17 protein-coding genes and 1 tRNA gene are annotated in these 14,789 nt (G+C 41.3%); 8 read left to right on the top strand and 10 right to left on the bottom strand.

Annotated elements, in window-relative coordinates:
- Window positions 1–7: 7 nt before the first annotated feature.
- Window positions 8–775 carry a hypothetical protein gene (locus GLIP_RS07885; protein WP_008844079.1) on the top strand — a complete coding sequence of 256 codons (768 nt, stop codon included), beginning with the start codon at window positions 8–10 and terminating at the stop codon, window positions 773–775.
- Here GLIP_RS07885 and GLIP_RS07880 read toward each other — a convergent pair.
- Complete coding sequence (locus GLIP_RS07880; protein WP_008844078.1) at window positions 759–1,664, bottom strand: LysR family transcriptional regulator; 906 nt, start codon at window positions 1,662–1,664, stop codon at window positions 759–761. The two genes, GLIP_RS07885 and GLIP_RS07880, sit on opposite strands and share 17 nt — an antisense overlap.
- Before the next feature lie 107 nt (window positions 1,665–1,771).
- Here GLIP_RS07880 and GLIP_RS07875 point away from each other — a divergent pair, with 107 nt between their 5' ends.
- The 4 genes from GLIP_RS07875 (at window position 1,772) to GLIP_RS07860 (ending at window position 5,133) form a co-directional block, all read left to right on the top strand.
- Complete coding sequence (locus tag GLIP_RS07875) at window positions 1,772–2,485, top strand: CoA transferase subunit A (RefSeq protein ID WP_008844077.1); 714 nt, start codon at window positions 1,772–1,774, stop codon at window positions 2,483–2,485.
- Window positions 2,485–3,141 carry a CoA transferase subunit B gene (locus GLIP_RS07870; RefSeq protein ID WP_008844076.1) on the top strand — a complete coding sequence of 219 codons (657 nt, stop codon included), beginning with the start codon at window positions 2,485–2,487 and terminating at the stop codon, window positions 3,139–3,141. The genes GLIP_RS07875 and GLIP_RS07870 overlap by 1 nt, the downstream gene beginning before the upstream one ends.
- 285 nt (window positions 3,142–3,426) lie before the next feature.
- Window positions 3,427–4,746, top strand: a complete 1,320-nt coding sequence (locus GLIP_RS07865; protein ID WP_008844075.1) for a DEAD/DEAH box helicase — start codon at window positions 3,427–3,429, stop codon at window positions 4,744–4,746.
- A gap of 33 nt (window positions 4,747–4,779) precedes the next feature.
- Complete coding sequence (locus GLIP_RS07860; RefSeq protein ID WP_008844074.1) at window positions 4,780–5,133, top strand: VOC family protein; 354 nt, start codon at window positions 4,780–4,782, stop codon at window positions 5,131–5,133.
- An 8-nt stretch (window positions 5,134–5,141) separates the two neighbouring features.
- On the opposite strand, the gene ybaK is transcribed toward GLIP_RS07860, so the two are convergent.
- From ybaK to GLIP_RS07835, 5 genes are all read right to left on the bottom strand, one after another.
- Window positions 5,142–5,609, bottom strand: coding sequence for a Cys-tRNA(Pro) deacylase (ybaK, locus tag GLIP_RS07855; RefSeq protein ID WP_008844073.1), 468 nt, complete (start codon window positions 5,607–5,609; stop codon window positions 5,142–5,144).
- 15 nt (window positions 5,610–5,624) lie between these two features.
- A complete protein-coding gene (locus GLIP_RS07850; RefSeq protein ID WP_008844072.1) occupies window positions 5,625–6,251 on the bottom strand; it encodes an FMN-binding negative transcriptional regulator in 627 nt (208 codons plus the stop codon).
- Between the two features lie 81 nt (window positions 6,252–6,332).
- Window positions 6,333–6,581, bottom strand: coding sequence for an EF-hand domain-containing protein (locus GLIP_RS07845; RefSeq protein WP_008844071.1), 249 nt, complete (start codon window positions 6,579–6,581; stop codon window positions 6,333–6,335).
- A 71-nt stretch (window positions 6,582–6,652) separates the two neighbouring features.
- Window positions 6,653–7,645, bottom strand: coding sequence for an oxygen-dependent tRNA uridine(34) hydroxylase TrhO (gene trhO / locus GLIP_RS07840; RefSeq protein WP_008844070.1), 993 nt, complete (start codon window positions 7,643–7,645; stop codon window positions 6,653–6,655).
- Between the two features lie 114 nt (window positions 7,646–7,759).
- Window positions 7,760–8,230: a VC2046/SO_2500 family protein gene (locus GLIP_RS07835; RefSeq protein ID WP_008844069.1), complete on the bottom strand. Its 471-nt coding sequence runs from the start codon at window positions 8,228–8,230 to the stop codon at window positions 7,760–7,762.
- A gap of 98 nt (window positions 8,231–8,328) precedes the next feature.
- Here GLIP_RS07835 and GLIP_RS07830 point away from each other — a divergent pair.
- Both GLIP_RS07830 and GLIP_RS07825 read left to right on the top strand, forming a co-directional pair.
- Window positions 8,329–8,413 (top strand) — tRNA-Tyr (locus GLIP_RS07830).
- A 340-nt stretch (window positions 8,414–8,753) separates the two neighbouring features.
- Window positions 8,754–9,059, top strand: coding sequence for a hypothetical protein (locus tag GLIP_RS07825; protein ID WP_008844068.1), 306 nt, complete (start codon window positions 8,754–8,756; stop codon window positions 9,057–9,059).
- 212 nt (window positions 9,060–9,271) lie between these two features.
- On the opposite strand, the gene GLIP_RS07820 is transcribed toward GLIP_RS07825, so the two are convergent.
- The gene (locus tag GLIP_RS07820) at window positions 9,272–10,198 is read right to left on the bottom strand and encodes an amidohydrolase family protein (RefSeq protein WP_008844067.1); all 927 of its coding nucleotides are present in this window, start codon (window positions 10,196–10,198) and stop codon (window positions 9,272–9,274) included.
- A 702-nt stretch (window positions 10,199–10,900) separates the two neighbouring features.
- Between GLIP_RS07820 and GLIP_RS07815 the strand changes: the two genes are divergently transcribed.
- A complete protein-coding gene (locus GLIP_RS07815; protein WP_008844066.1) occupies window positions 10,901–11,635 on the top strand; it encodes a hypothetical protein in 735 nt (244 codons plus the stop codon).
- Here the strand turns inward: GLIP_RS07815 and GLIP_RS07810 are convergent.
- From GLIP_RS07810 to GLIP_RS07800, 3 genes are read right to left on the bottom strand one after another with little or no spacing between them, the layout of a single operon-like run.
- Window positions 11,625–12,893, bottom strand: coding sequence for a sensor histidine kinase (locus GLIP_RS07810; RefSeq protein ID WP_008844065.1), 1,269 nt, complete (start codon window positions 12,891–12,893; stop codon window positions 11,625–11,627). The genes GLIP_RS07815 and GLIP_RS07810 overlap by 11 nt on opposite strands.
- A gap of 26 nt (window positions 12,894–12,919) precedes the next feature.
- Window positions 12,920–13,615: a response regulator transcription factor gene (locus tag GLIP_RS07805; protein ID WP_008844064.1), complete on the bottom strand. Its 696-nt coding sequence runs from the start codon at window positions 13,613–13,615 to the stop codon at window positions 12,920–12,922.
- 33 nt (window positions 13,616–13,648) lie between these two features.
- Window positions 13,649–14,782, bottom strand: a complete 1,134-nt coding sequence (locus GLIP_RS07800) for a type 1 glutamine amidotransferase domain-containing protein (RefSeq protein WP_008844063.1) — start codon at window positions 14,780–14,782, stop codon at window positions 13,649–13,651.
- Window positions 14,783–14,789 lie beyond the last annotated feature (7 nt).

Genomic DNA, 14,789 nt, shown 5'->3' with positions numbered 1-14,789 from the left:
GAGTTAGATGATATTTCCCATCATAATAATTTTAATCGTTTCTTTGGTAGTAGTTGCCATTGTTGTTAATGCTTTGCAGCAACACAAAGAAAAAGTAGAAGCCGAAAAACGAACTGAAATTGCCAAGCAAAAGTCGGTGATAGACGAAACTGAAAATGTACTAATGACAGTAGATACTATACCTGTATCGCAACGTTTAGTGGCAGTTTTGCAAAATCGTATACTCAACGCGTTGAAAATCATTTATGAACTCAACCCTTCCTTGCCCGAGATAAAACAACGATTAAAAGAATCACAAGAACGGCTAAAAATGATTGATATGGAAACGCCCGCCCCCTCTCATGACAACTTCGTTTTACCTGATAGTGACAAAATGGTAATTCAATATATTCAAGCGGTGAAAAAGTTTAGGTCGCTACTGCGCTCAGAGCATGCAAAAGGCAAAATAGATACCCAGTTATATACCTTAGAAGATAGGCAACTATCGTCTTTGCAAATTAAAGTGAATGTAGAGACATTGGCTAAACGCGGCAATGCTGCTTTGCAATCGAATATGCTAGGTTCGGCTAGACAATACTTTGAAAAGGCTATTGCCGCACTCGAAGCTCAAAACCAACCCGACCAATACAATATTGAGCGAAAAGCATCACTTGAAGAGCGATTAAAAGTTATCCAAGACAATTTACGCAATGCCAACGCAAAAGACCGCGAGAAAAAGCAAGAAGAAGAAAGAGATGAATTAGATGAGCTATTTGCACCTAAGAAGAAGTGGTAATAGCTTGCTTATCCCCTTTTACTAATAATTGCCATAAGGTTTCGGCCGGTACCGAAAGCGTCTTTCTTGATGCTTTTATCATTCCAATACGACGTACCAAATTTTCACCACGAATAGGCAAACACACGAGTTCTTTATGATTAAACTGTTGCTGACATATACCGGGTACAACAGACACCCCTAAATCTTGCTTAACACATTCCCCTAAGGTTGCTAATTGATTGGCCTCTGCCACGATATTTAGGGTTATTTTTTGCTGTTCAACAAAACTCTCAATCCACTTTCTAACAGACGAACCACGATTCATCGCCACAAATGGGTAGTTGGATAACTGCTTCCAAGTAATATTTTGCTTGTTTGAAAGGGGGTGATTAGACGCTACCACAGCGATAAAGTTATTGTTTATCAGTGGTTGAAAATCCAATCCTTCTAGTTGCTCATTTTCAAATGTAAACCCAATTTCAGCTCTGCCTTCTCTGACTAGATGTATCACTTCTTCCATGACCACGTCGCGTATAGTCAAATTTATAGCCTGCCATTTTTGATGAAAAGACTTGAGAACTCCGGGCAAAATACTACTTGCAAAAGAAGGCATTGCAGCAATGGTTAGCCGTCCGCGTTGCATCGCAAACAACTCTTGCATGTCGGCAATAGCATGTTCCCAATCGTGCATCAACCTGCGAGCAATTGGCACAAACTCACGCCCTTCATGACTAAGTTCAACTTTACGTGTTGTTCTCGAAAACAGCGGGCCACCTAAATAGGCCTCCAACTTTTTGATAGACGTAGACAATGCAGGCTGTGAAAGGTGTACTTTCTCAGCGGCTTCAGCAAAGGTACTTGATTGCGCTAACGTGATAAAGCACTGAAGTTGTTTATAGGACAACATAAAACACCATTTAATAAATTTTATTTATTAATAACCATATTAAATCAATTTTACTTTAATTTCAGTTGAATTAGTATACGTTAAAATTATGTAAACAAGAGGCGTTTATGAGCGGATTTAATAAAGTTGTGACCAGCTACGAAGAAGCGTTAGCCGGCTTACAAGATGACATGACCGTGATTGCGGGTGGGTTCGGATTGTGTGGAATTCCTGAGGGTTTAATTGCCCAGATTAAAAAAATGGGTACCAAAGGATTGACTGTAGTTTCAAACAACTGTGGTGTCGATGGATTTGGATTGGGCCTATTACTCGAAGACAAACAAATCAAAAAAATGGTGTCTTCGTACGTTGGCGAAAATGCCTTATTTGAAAAACAATTGTTAGACGGCGAGTTAGAAGTCGAACTTACACCGCAAGGTACGCTAGCTGAAAAAATGCGCGCAGGCGGTGCAGGAATACCGGCCTTCTACACTGCAACCGGTTATGGTACGCCTGTAGGCGAAGGCAAAGAAGTAAAAGAATTTAATGGTCGACCGTACATTTTGGAAGAATCAATAACTGGTGACTTCGCCATAGTTAAAGCCTGGAAAGCAGATGTATTCGGTAACTGCGTATATCGTCATACTGCGCAAAACTTTAATCCAATGGCTGCGACAGCCGGTAAAATTACCGTTGTAGAGGTTGAAGAAATTGTTCCTCCTGGCGCAATACCACCGAGTCAGATTCATACCCCAGGTATTTATGTAAATAGAGTAATTCAAGGCAAATTCGAAAAACGAATTGAGCGTCGTGTAGTTGCTAAAACACAAGGAGAAATATAATGGCCTTATCTCGTGATCAAATCGCTATGCGTGTTGCTCAAGAATTCCAAGACGGTGATTATGTTAACTTGGGTATAGGCATTCCAACGCTTGCTGCCAACTACGTACCTGAGGATATTGCGGTGATGCTGCAGTCTGAAAATGGTCTCTTAGGTATGGGCCCCTATCCTTCTGAAGAGCAATTAGATGCTGATATGATTAATGCAGGCAAAGAAACCGTAACCGCAATTACAGGTGCATCTATATTTAGTTCAGCAGAAAGCTTTGCCATGATTAGAGGTGGTCATGTTGACTTTACCGTATTAGGTGCGTTTGAAGTTGATTCAAGTGGCAATATTGCTTCATGGATGATCCCCGGTAAACTGATCAAAGGTATGGGCGGCGCAATGGATTTAGTTGCAGGCGCGAAGAATATCATCGTCACTATGACCCATGCAGACAAGTATGGTAATTCTAAGTTATTAGAAAGTTGTACTTTGCCATTAACAGGCGTCAATTGTATCAACAGAATAATCACTGACTTGGCCGTTGTTGAAGTAAAAGATGGGGCGTTTCATCTTCTTGAGCTAGCCCCTGGGGTTTCGGTAGAAGAAGTAAAAAGCAAAACTGCTGGTAAATTGGTAGTTGGCGACAATGTTAAAGAAATGACCTTCTAACCTTTTTAAGTCACGCATACGCTGGGGGAATTGTCACCTCCCCCAGTAACACAATGTTAAGCTCATTGATCTCCTTTTCGGTTTATAAACTATACCTTAATCAAACCTTTCATCAGTACCTTATTACTCTACCTTTAACGTCAGTTGCAAGGTAAAATTGGCAATCAAGCACCATTACGACATGGTTAGACTATGTGTAATTAAGACAAGTTTTCAGATGAAAATTACATCTGTGTGTTAATATCTCAATTTAGCGAATCTGAAGACATTAAAAGAGAACTAACTTTGCAATTTAAAGACTTTCCCCTTGACCACCGAATTCAAAAGGCCCTTGAAATTAAAGGCTTTGAACAAGCTACTGAAATTCAAGCTCTCGCAATTGGGCAAGGATTGCTTGGTAAAGATTTGTTAGCCTCCTCAAAAACTGGGTCCGGAAAAACCTTAGCCTTTTTAATTCCTGCCTTACAGCGCGTATTAAAACAAAAAGCATTGAGTAGAAAAGATCCGCGAGTTCTTATCTTAGCCCCTACCCGTGAATTGGCTAAACAAGTATTCATGCAATTAAAATGGTTAATCGGCAATCAAAATATTTTTGCGACTTTGGTTTTAGGTGGAGAAAATTTCAATGACCAAGTGAAGGCGCTTAAACGAAATCCGCAATTCGTGGTTGGCACAGCTGGTCGTATCGCAGACCACGTGAAAGACAAAAGCTTATACTTAAATGGATTGGAATTGCTGATTCTGGATGAAGCAGACCGCATGCTAGATTTAGGCTTTGCAGATGAACTAAAGTTAATTGACCGATTCGCCGATCACCGAAAACGCCAAACAATGATGTTTTCCGCTACGTTAGATTCTGCTGAACTACATTATTTAACTGAGCGCATGTTAAACGCACCTCAACGCATAAGCGTGGGCTCTTCAACAGAACAACATAAAGACATCGAACAACACTTTTATCTTGCAGATCATCTTGATCATAAAATTGAATTACTCAAGAAATTATTAGAAAACACAGCAAATAAACAAGTTATTGTATTTACTGCAACACGTGAAGATACCGATAAGTTGTCGCAATTATTAAACGAGTTAGGATTAGACAGCGCGGCTTTAAGTGCTAGTTTAAGTCAATCTCAGCGAAGCAATATCATGAATGCATTTAGTCGTGGTCTACATCAGGTTCTAGTTACCACCGACGTCGCATCTCGTGGTCTGGACTTACGAAAAGTGGAATGGGTAATCAATTTCGATCTTCCTAAACTAGCAGAAGAATATATTCATCGAATCGGACGAACGGGCCGAGCTGGTAGCAAAGGTAATGCAGCTTCACTGGTAGGTCCCAAAGATTGGGCGAGCTTTGTTGCAATTAAGGGGATTTTGCAGCAAAGCATTGAATTTAGTGAATTCGAAGGATTGGAAGCTAAGTTTAAAGGACTAAAACCTATCAAACCTCGTTCTAGCAAAGGGCCTGTTCAGAAGAAACAAGTTAAACCTAAGCAAACTAACGCGGCAAAACCGAAGAAGCGTATTCGTGCGCAAGAAGGCACAGATGTAGGCCATATCCCAATGCGAAAGAAAGCTAAACCATCTGAATCACATGATTAGCATTTTTAAAACGCAATAAAATTAGGCTTGAATATGCAGGTTGAAGATATCAAAGTATTTATTCCTAGCAAGGAATACGATAAATCTATTGAGTTTTACAAAGAAATTGGCTTTGCTTATGAATATGTTTCTGACGAATTGAGTTTGTTTCACAATGGTGATTGTTACTTTTTCTTACAGCGTTTTTATAATCAACAATTAGCTGAAAATTTGATGATGCAATTGTGTGTTAGCAATATCGAGCAAGCTTACGCACTAGTGCAAAAATCAAATCTTAAAACAAAACTTTCCGATATTCGAACTGAAAAATGGGGCCGTGTTTTTTATTTATGGGGACCAGTTGGAGAGCTATGGCATGTGACGCAATTACATCAGCTAGAAAATTAACCCCCTATTTATTGCGCAATGAGCGCGTATTTGGCGTTAACCAACGCGATTAAATCGCTTGCCGCCAACTCAATTTCTAAACCTCTGCGTCCTGCGCTCACAAATATTGAAGGAAAAGTTTGCGCACTCGTATCAACGATGGTTTTTAAACGTTTCTTTTGGCCTAATGGGCTAACTCCGCCCAATACATAACCAGTTGCTCTTTCAACATCAGTGGGATTAGCCATACTAACTTTTTTTGCATTAATGCTTTTCGCCATTAATTTCATGCTAAGAGAAGTATTAACAGGGATTATCGCCACCGCTAATTCATGGCTGTCCAGTTCGACTACTAAAGTTTTAAACACTTGTTCTGCTGGAATACCGAGTTTTTCTGAGGCTTCTAAGCCAAATGATTTTGCATCAGCATCGTGCTCATATTGATGTACAGTAAATGCAATTTTGCGTTGTTTAGCTAAATTAATGGCTGGCGTCATAAGTATCTTTTAAAGCTATGAGCTTTGTTTATCTCCAATTCCTAGGTTACGTTTTAACATATATTCTGCTAACAACTGAGCAACCGGGTTGCTACTTTGTTGCAACGCCGTGTGCACGCCAAGCTGATCTTCTGTTGTACGGTGTTGTCCTAACTTCTCTTTCCCTTGAATATTATCAATAACCAGTTTAAAGCCCACCACGGCTTTGCGTAAACGTTGTTGATACTCCTCAGGCATGACTTGCTCGTTTGCCAACAATTGTGGCTCATAAAGAGATACCAACTGATCCATACTTTGTTGCGTGTCATTTTCATCCAGTAGGCTTATTTTTCCATAACAATGCACTGCAGTATAATTCCATGTGGGAACCGCTGGACGATTAGCGTACCAAGTAGGCGAAATATAAGCGTGAGGACCAGTAAACACCACAAGCGCACGACTCCCCTCACTATTCTTCCAGTGAGGGTTAGCCCTCGCCATATGCGCAAACAAGCAAAGATCGCCATTTTCATCGGCTTCACACATAAAAGGTAAATGTGTTGCGTTAAGATCAGTGGTAATCATGACGCCAAACCGATTATGCGCAATAAACTGTTCCAGTAATTTCTGATCGGTTAATTGAAATTTGTTAGGAACAAACATGACTTTTCACTCATATAAAAATAGTTAAATGCATTAAAAAAACCCCTTTCGGGGCTTTCATAATATCGCTAACGGAGTTGGTTAATATTCCCACCAAGCTTCCTGCCACCATTCTAAGAATTCTTCAAAATCAATAAACCCATCATTGTTGCCATCAATTAAAGAAAAGCCTTCCTGTACATGACTGGCTTTTGTTTTTGGCGACAGGATGGTGAGAAGTTCAATAAACTCAGGTAAATCTATTTGCCCATTTTTATCATGGTCAAAGAAATCAAATTCTTTACGAATCTCAGCAATCTTACTTTCATCCAATGGAGTTTTTTCGGTCATATTTTTGATCTTTTCATTTTACTAAATAAATTAATTCGGCGACCAGTTTAACGCTATATCAGTGTGGATGTCTATGCTGACTTTCCGGCTGCAATACGTCTTTCTCGTCGCTCGGCAGCTTTTTGCTGACGACGCAGTTTAGTCGCTTTTCGCGCTTCAGAACCAACATGCTCTTCATTACGCTCTTTAGCTAGATTAACTTGTTTTTCACGTTCACGAAAACGCGCTATTTGCTCTTCTGTGTGTTTACCAAAACATTTAGGGCAACTTACACCTGGTTCATATTCTGGCGTTTGCTTGTCTTCTTCAGTTATTGGAAGTCGGCAAGCATAACAAGCTTCATAATGACTTTTTTGCAGTTTATGATTTACCGCAACACGATTATCAAAAACAAAACAATCACCTTCCCAAAGCGTATTTTGCTCTGGTACTTCTTCAAGATATTTGAGAATTCCCCCTTCCAAGTGGTAAACCTCATCAAAACCTTGTTCTTTCATAAACGCAGTAGACTTTTCACAACGGATCCCACCGGTGCAAAACATCGCCACTTTCTTGTGTTTTTGCGGATCTAAATTATCTGCAACATATTGGGGGAACTCTCTGAAAGAGTCCGTTTTAGGATTCACCGCATTTTTGAATGTACCGATTTCTATTTCATACTCATTACGGGTATCGATTAAAAGTACATCTGGATCAGAAATAAGTGCGTTCCAGTCGGCTGGCTTGACGTAGGTGCCTACCGTTTTTTGTGGATCAATTCCTTCAACGCCCATAGTGACAATTTCTTTTTTCAATTTCACTTTAGTTCGGTAGAAAGGCTGAACCTCATCTAATGACTCTTTACAGGAAATTGGATTAATACGGTCATCACTATTTAAGTAAGCGATTAGCTGATCAATCGCTTCGCGTGTACCGGAAATGGTGCCGTTGATCCCTTCACTAGCAAGTAACAACGTACCTTTAATATTGTGAGTTTCTAATACATCAAGGAGGGGCTGACGCATTTCTTTATAATTTTCAAGCGCAACAAATTTGTACATTGCGCAAACAATGAATTTAGACATAAATAACCTTTTTGCGAATTGGAACGTAAAACCAAAGCATTTTTTTGCGGCGCGCAGTATATCAATTATTGGTAATTTTGCAAAAACCATAATTAATTTAAGGTTAATATCGATTCAATTAAGCGCGTTTAAAATATCGTAGAGTTTAGTTTCGTCAACGTCTATCTGACTGTCTTGCGCTCCGCTTAGGCGCTGTTGAGTGTGAAAAGCACAATTGATTAGAACGTCAGGGTCAATTCGTTTTGGATCATTATAAATTGACAATGGTTGTGGATGCATTTTTTGCCACAATAGCGCGTCACTCACATTACGAGCCACGAGTTGACTGGTTGTGTCGGCGTTTTCCCAATCTTGTGGTTGTGCTGCAAGGGAGCTTCGCGGATAAAAATGATTTTTAATCGAGCTTGAGTAATTATCAGGTTCTTGAGTAGTGTTGGCTACGTTGGGTCTGCGAAGATAATCATCCTCTAACATAGCCAACAGGAGCGCAAATTTATCGCCATGCCCCAATGCACGATTGAGTTTTCCTGTCCATTCAAGATCATGAATTACAGCATCAGATTGTGGGGTAATTTCAACAGCCAAAATAGATTCCTTTTAATCTATTTCTTATCGTGTTTAAAAAACAATTCTTTAATGCTATTTACAGACTAATTTTTTCTGTTAGTATACGCGCCTCTTTCGGAGGGGTACCCAAGCGGTCAACGGGAGCAGACTGTAAATCTGCCGGCTCAGCCTTCGCAGGTTCGAATCCTGCCCCCTCCACCACTTTTCTTTGCACAACTTCAGGCTCTACCCTGTAAACGGGGGATCAGCATTCACCTTACTCGATTGATAACACCATTCCATCCACAATGGGTCATCACTCTTATTCTGTAATTTTCAAAATTTCATTCAATTATCATCACGCAATAAATTATTCCCTGAAGGGGCTGGACGAGAAGCTGCGATCCGCAGGTCGACTATTTGTTTGTAGGGAGTTTCTAAAGACTCACTTGCGATTAGATTGCAATGGTAAAATATTTTATCAATAGCTTTTTATAGCGCTCTCAGCTAAGGTATGAGAACTAGTAGTTTCTGATTAAACAGAATCAGCCGAGAGAATCCTATGTATCAATCCAAATCCATTCAAACAATTCTAAAAACAGTTGGAACCAGCATATGTTTAATTGCATTGTCATCCTGTGCTAGCAATGACAATCCATGTGAAGAAATTTTGGAAGTGAAACAGCAACATCAAGATTGTGAAAGATTGCGCAAAACCATGTTAAAAACGGATTATCCGCAACAAGCATTAACCGCAAAGTTACAATACGAAGAAGCCTGCGTGAACTTGCGCTACTATCGCGATGAGTTTGATACTATCTGCAAAAAAGATGAAGTTCCCATTGGGCAGCCAACTACAAAAGAATAGTGCACTAAGTTTTAATAACTCAGGTCTAATTTCACGGTTTACAGTTATAGCCTTCCGCGCCTGAGAAGCAGCGAATAGCGAACCCCAGCCAGTCGTTAGCAACTTATGCAACGGGAAGTTCTGCTATCAGACCGTGAGATTTACAATTCGTTTGGATACCAGCTCTGCTGAACGGGCAATAAAATCTAATGGTACAAAGATCACATGAGTGATTAGTGAGCATGATGGGCATCAATTTCAGTTTGAGAAAGCTCCAGAAAGCGAGCGGCATTATGATAAAGAATGCCACGCTTCTCATCTTGAGTTAGAAAATCAAATGACTCTAGTCTTTTTATAGACTTTTCAATCGCATGAGGCCAGACCATTTGATCCGTCCCGAACATAACTCGGTTAAGAATGCCATACTCCTTCGCTCTCTTTAAGAACTCCTCACCATAATGCATTGGCATTGGGTGAACCCACAATACAACGCCGAGATCAGCGTAGACCTGTGGGTATGCAACCATAAGCCGCAGCGCTTCTTTGTGGAATACTTCACCAGCATGCATCAAGTACACCTTAAGTTTAGGATATTTTACAAGAACATCCTCAATGAGAAGTGGGTTGCCCAATACAAGGCGAGCGTTTGGTGATCCTCGATACGTTATCTGCGATGGCCCGCCACCAGTGTGAATAGCCACAGGGATTCCATTTTCTTCACAGATTTTTAGATATGGATCGTACACCGGATCGGCCAGTGTTTTACCGGCGTAAAAAGCACCTATCTCTCCAAAAATATCGACTTTGCCATCTTTGACAAGTCGCTCAAACTTTTGAGGCGTCCAATCTTCTGACGGGATAAAGCCAACACCACGCAGCAGCCTGTGCTCTTTGTCTTTAGATATCCAAAGTTCTTCGGATTTCGAGCTACCACTGATAACCCCCAAGACAATTTTGTGGTGTCGCATTGATTCATAGGTTTGCTCAAAGTGAGCTTCAGCTGTTGGTGGCGCTACTTTTCCGTATTGGTCAGGAGCTACAAAGTAAGTTTCGTCGTTATAACTATGCAGGTGCATGTCGATTATTGGTAAACCAGAAGCCTTTGCAAAAACCGATATAGGCAAAAACAACAGGGCAAACGCACCAAAAATAGAATTCACAAGATCGTTCTCCATTTGAATAAAAAACAGCTATGTATAGGTATAATTAAAGTTCATTTTTTATAAAATGGAAGTAGATGTTGCTTCAAAATTTCCATATTTACTTTTCTCTTATTTCCCTTAGAGAATGAGAGTTGGTAGCTTATCCTCTATTACTCATCCGTTTTTAAATGAAAAAGCGCTTACCAATGTAAGCAAAGCAAGTCAGAAGGTTGCGTTTTTTTCATCATGATGAAGTTGCTCGTATTCAAACATGCTTATCTGAGACTGTGCTAGATTTTCGCCCAAAGATATCCGCTTTTAGCGCGATCTTTATATTTAAACGGTTTGAAAAGCTAATCCTTCCATTGTCTACAATCCCTATCGCACAAATTTGCAATGCAGGTTAAAACGTAGAACGTCTGCAATTTGCTAGAATCACCAAGTCAAGTCAGCCTGCGTTCTAAGACTGTCGATTTTTGGCACCGAGCAGATAACTGGCACGGATTGGATTGTCGGCATCGAACGATAATTTGAGCTTTCACTCAGAGAAGTTAAACTGCGGTTTCCTGCAATCAGCGGACATATGATTATAGATCTTAACGCATCAGATCAGCCGGTTAGGTTAAGCCTGTAGTTTTTGCCTACTATAGCCACTTCACATCGGTTTCACACACGTCATAGCAAGATACAAAATAACTTTGAACAGTATGAGAATTATGCATGAAATCTTTTGTTTCGCTATGGACTATATGCGCTAGCTTTACTCCTGTATCACTTGCTACAACCGCGACAGAATCGCCACATGTTTTGGCTGTAAATGAGCTACAAACTACTATCACCAAAGCGATTACTGGTTTTGAGGCGACGCAACTGCGTCAATGGTCGTTTCAAGTGGAGCGTTATGAAAACGAAGAAGGCGAAGTAACCAGCAGCATTGAGCGCTTTAGTCCGCAGCAAGAGTTATCTCAGCAGTGGCAACTAATTGAAATCAATAAACGCATGCCAACCGCTGATGAACAAGATGATTTTCAACGGCGTAAGCAAGATGCAGAGGTAAATATTTCGCTGCGCTTAAGCGAACTAATTCAAACCGATAGCTTGGCAGTGGTCTCGGAAGATAGCGCCTATATATCAGCATCGTTTAATGTGTATTTAAAAAGGCTCGGGGCTGATGCATCAAAGCATCTGCAAGGAACACTCACATTTGCCAAACATGGCGAATTTATTGAGCACATCGAGATAACCAATACCGATAGTTTCTCACCCATGTTTGCCGCGACTATTGATACCCTATCGCTCAACATGGCGTTCGTAAAAATCGACCAAGCGATATTAACCCAACGTATCGACCTTAAGATGCAAGGAAGCTTTGCTTTATTTACCGAAATAGATGAAGTCTCATCAGATGTATTTTCCGATTATCAGTATATTGGTCCATGCACTTTTAACTGTTAAAACGCAATCTCACTTCTGTACCAGAGGTGCTTCGCACCTCAAGTTGCCAGCCTTGATGCTCACATAAGCGTTTGACGATCGATAAACCAAACCCTAATCCCGTACTTTGCTCACCTTTTACACCACGATCGGTCACGGTCGCAGAAATATTCGCTTGAATACCCGGGCCGGTATCGCTTAACAGTAACACCTGATCAGCAAACGAAATCATTACCTGACCTTCAAGGGTATATTTAAACGCGTTACCAATGATGTTGTCCAAAATCACCTTTAATACGTTAGGTTCGGCTAACACTTGAACTTTACAGCTATCATCAATCTCCACTTCAATCGCTTTATTTTCGAGAAGTAAGTGGTTGTCTAAGATTGCGCGCTCTAAAATCGGCAATAAGTCTATTTGCTGCGCATTTAACACACTGTACTCTTCTCTGGCGAGCACCAATAAGGTTTGAACTGTTTTCTCCATTTGCTCAGCAGCCTGATAAATACGCTGCAGAGGTTGGTTTTCAGCTTTGCTAGCATTGAGCTGAGCAACTTCAACGGCATTTTTAATCACCGCTAGCGGAGTACGTAATTCATGACTAACATCACGGGTAAAACTGCGTTCACGTTCCATCGCAGAGGCAATCCGCTCCAATGTGTGATCAAGGGCATTAGCCAAAATCCCCACCTCATTTTTCGGAAAGTCATTGGCAAAGTTTCTCGGTAAGGTATCTAACGCAACCCCGTCCACCAAGCTGGCAAGTTGACTTAACGGTCGCGCAGTGCGTCTTCCAATCAACCAAGCAATTAAACACGCAATAACGGTAACTATAACGCCACTGCCCACTAAAAATTGGATAATACCACCGCGAATAGGCCGAACTAATAACTGCTCGCTCACTTCAGCGACTAAAAATGTGTTGGGATGATCTTTGAAACGATACAGATGATAATGCAAACCGTGATTGCCGAAAAACTCTTTGCGCCGCGGCTCTTCAATCACTAAAGCACGAATGTCAGTTGGTAATTCATCGACTGAAAATGCCAACTGCATACGAGCGTTTCTCGGTGCGGGCCAGTTGCCAGTCGTCGCATATGACTGGGACAAATAATCTGCTTCTTGCTTTACGCCGCGCTCAATAAAGGAATCTTCTAAGTTGTACATCAGAGATAACGAAATTAAAGCATATATGGCTGAGATAAACAGCGTAAACAAGCAAAACCGCCAGATAATACGGCTGCTTAAACTGTGAAACTTCGTAGTTGCTTGCGTCATTTTAACACTACCTGTTCTTCAATTTTTCAATCTTCATCAATCGCAAGAGTAAAGCCCGCGCCAAATATGGTTTTCACTAAAGGTGTGGCAAAAGGTTTGTCGATAACTGCGCGTAGTTGATACACATGTGAGCGCAGTGCATCTGATTCAGTCGGCTCATCGCCCCATAATTTTTGCGTAAGCTCCGAGCGACTCACTACTTGCGGGTAAGCTTCAGCGAGTATGGTTAAGATCTTAAATCCCATGGAACTTACCGCCAAGGCAACACCATCGCGACTTGCTGATTTGCGTTTGCGGTCGATCACCAAGGGCCCTAAACGCAACTGATCACTGGTTTGCAACCGATGCCGCCGTGATAGCGCCAAGCAGCGCACCTCCAGCTCTTGTAGTGAGAACGGCTTAGTTAAATAGTCATCTGCGCCAACCTGAAAACCCGAGACTTTGTCATCTATACTGTCGCGGGCAGTTAACATTAAAATGGGAATATGACGGTCAGCCTTCTCGCGCAATGCACGACACACCTTTAAACCATCCATGACAGGCAAATTCAAATCGAGGATGACTAAATCATAAAAGCATTCCAGCGCCAAGTCTAAACCTTGATCTCCGCGCGTAGCAAAATCAAAAATATGACCTTTATGCTCCATGTATTCGGCAATATTCTTGGCAATGTTGGCCTCGTCTTCGACCAAAAGTACATGTAAACCGTTTGACTCTGTCATCCTGCAATCCTATGTAATATCAACTGTCCTATATTACTGACCCAAGGTCTTCAATAACTGCTGGGCTGGCTCAAAATCTGGGTGTTGAACTAAAATTTTCTCAACCGTCTTTTGACTTGCTATATTATCACCCAACAGTTGTTGAGTTTTAGCAATCTGTATATCTAGATTCGGGTTATTAATAGCGTCTTGCGCAACCAACATCAGTGCTAACGCATGTTGTTGCTGCTCAGCACCATCAGCTTGCTTTAAATAGTAGAAGCCATACATGCCAGCCAATGCTAGCTGATAACGCTCCGAATCTGCAGCCATTTGTGTTAACGCCGCATCGTTACCGCCTAAGAACTCAGCTACTCGAGCTAAGGTTAAATCATCACTAAAGCGCTCAACCGGTTGCACAGAAACGCCCATCGTTTCTAGCATGGCAATCGCTACACCCACGGTAGACGATGGATTTTGCCCCGTCACCAAACGACCATCTACCGCCACGTGCTCTAGCATAATATCGGATGACTGAAAAACACCACCGCGCTCGCCTAATTTGTCTTCGAGTAAAAACTCAAAGTGAGGCAACCACTTCTTGCCAAACAATTGTTCTTCGTTGTTAGTAAAACCATTTACGCGTTTTCCTGCGACTAAGTATTCGCCATTCGATAACTCAACATCCACCAGCGCCGCAGGACCATGACACACGGCCGCAATTACACCTTTTTGCTCATACACATCGGCAATGATTTGCTGTAACGCAGCATCTTTGGGTAAGTCAAACATTGCGCCTTTGCCACCAACCACAAACACAGCGTCGTAGTCATTAGCATTAAGTGTACTGATCGCTAAGGTATTATTGAGTTTGGTCATTATCTCAGTATCGGCCAACACTTGCGCGTTAAAAGCTTTATTCGGATCGAATTGATCAGCTTCAACCGCCCCGCCTTTCGGGCTAGCCACATCAACGGCAATATTGTGTGCCTGAAATACTAAATAGGCCTTGGCAAATTCATCAAACTCATAGCCCGGCTGCACTTCGCCTTTGGATTGTCCGTTGCCACTAACAACCATTAGTACAGTTAAATCTTGATCCCCATTGGGTGCTGCAGCATGTGCGTGGGTGAAGCTGGCACTTAGAAGGGTAATAAGCATTAATGCTTGGATAATAAAAAGTCGCATAAAGTAT

This window comes from Aliiglaciecola lipolytica E3 (assembly GCF_000314975.1).
GTDB lineage: Bacteria > Pseudomonadota > Gammaproteobacteria > Enterobacterales > Alteromonadaceae > Aliiglaciecola > Aliiglaciecola lipolytica.
Note: the sequence above shows the minus strand (reverse complement) of the source record. Positions and strands in the feature narration are given on the sequence as shown.

Excerpts from the sequence above, each read along its gene's own strand:
- GLIP_RS07815 (WP_008844066.1), top strand. The coding sequence starts at position 10,901 with ATGAAATCTTTTGTTTCGCTATGGACTATATGCGCTAGCTTTACTCCT.
- GLIP_RS07845 (WP_008844071.1), bottom strand. The coding sequence starts at position 6,581 with ATGACCGAAAAAACTCCATTGGATGAAAGTAAGATTGCTGAGATTCGT.
- GLIP_RS07810 (WP_008844065.1), bottom strand. The coding sequence starts at position 12,893 with ATGACGCAAGCAACTACGAAGTTTCACAGTTTAAGCAGCCGTATTATC.
- GLIP_RS07800 (WP_008844063.1), bottom strand. The coding sequence starts at position 14,782 with ATGCGACTTTTTATTATCCAAGCATTAATGCTTATTACCCTTCTAAGT.
- ybaK (WP_008844073.1), bottom strand. The coding sequence starts at position 5,609 with ATGACGCCAGCCATTAATTTAGCTAAACAACGCAAAATTGCATTTACT.
- GLIP_RS07870 (WP_008844076.1), top strand. The coding sequence starts at position 2,485 with ATGGCCTTATCTCGTGATCAAATCGCTATGCGTGTTGCTCAAGAATTC.
- GLIP_RS07825 (WP_008844068.1), top strand. The coding sequence starts at position 8,754 with ATGTATCAATCCAAATCCATTCAAACAATTCTAAAAACAGTTGGAACC.
- GLIP_RS07885 (WP_008844079.1), top strand. The coding sequence starts at position 8 with ATGATATTTCCCATCATAATAATTTTAATCGTTTCTTTGGTAGTAGTT.
- GLIP_RS07875 (WP_008844077.1), top strand. The coding sequence starts at position 1,772 with ATGAGCGGATTTAATAAAGTTGTGACCAGCTACGAAGAAGCGTTAGCC.
- GLIP_RS07880 (WP_008844078.1), bottom strand. The coding sequence starts at position 1,664 with ATGTTGTCCTATAAACAACTTCAGTGCTTTATCACGTTAGCGCAATCA.
- trhO (WP_008844070.1), bottom strand. The coding sequence starts at position 7,645 with ATGTCTAAATTCATTGTTTGCGCAATGTACAAATTTGTTGCGCTTGAA.
- GLIP_RS07860 (WP_008844074.1), top strand. The coding sequence starts at position 4,780 with ATGCAGGTTGAAGATATCAAAGTATTTATTCCTAGCAAGGAATACGAT.
- GLIP_RS07850 (WP_008844072.1), bottom strand. The coding sequence starts at position 6,251 with ATGTTTGTTCCTAACAAATTTCAATTAACCGATCAGAAATTACTGGAA.
- GLIP_RS07805 (WP_008844064.1), bottom strand. The coding sequence starts at position 13,615 with ATGACAGAGTCAAACGGTTTACATGTACTTTTGGTCGAAGACGAGGCC.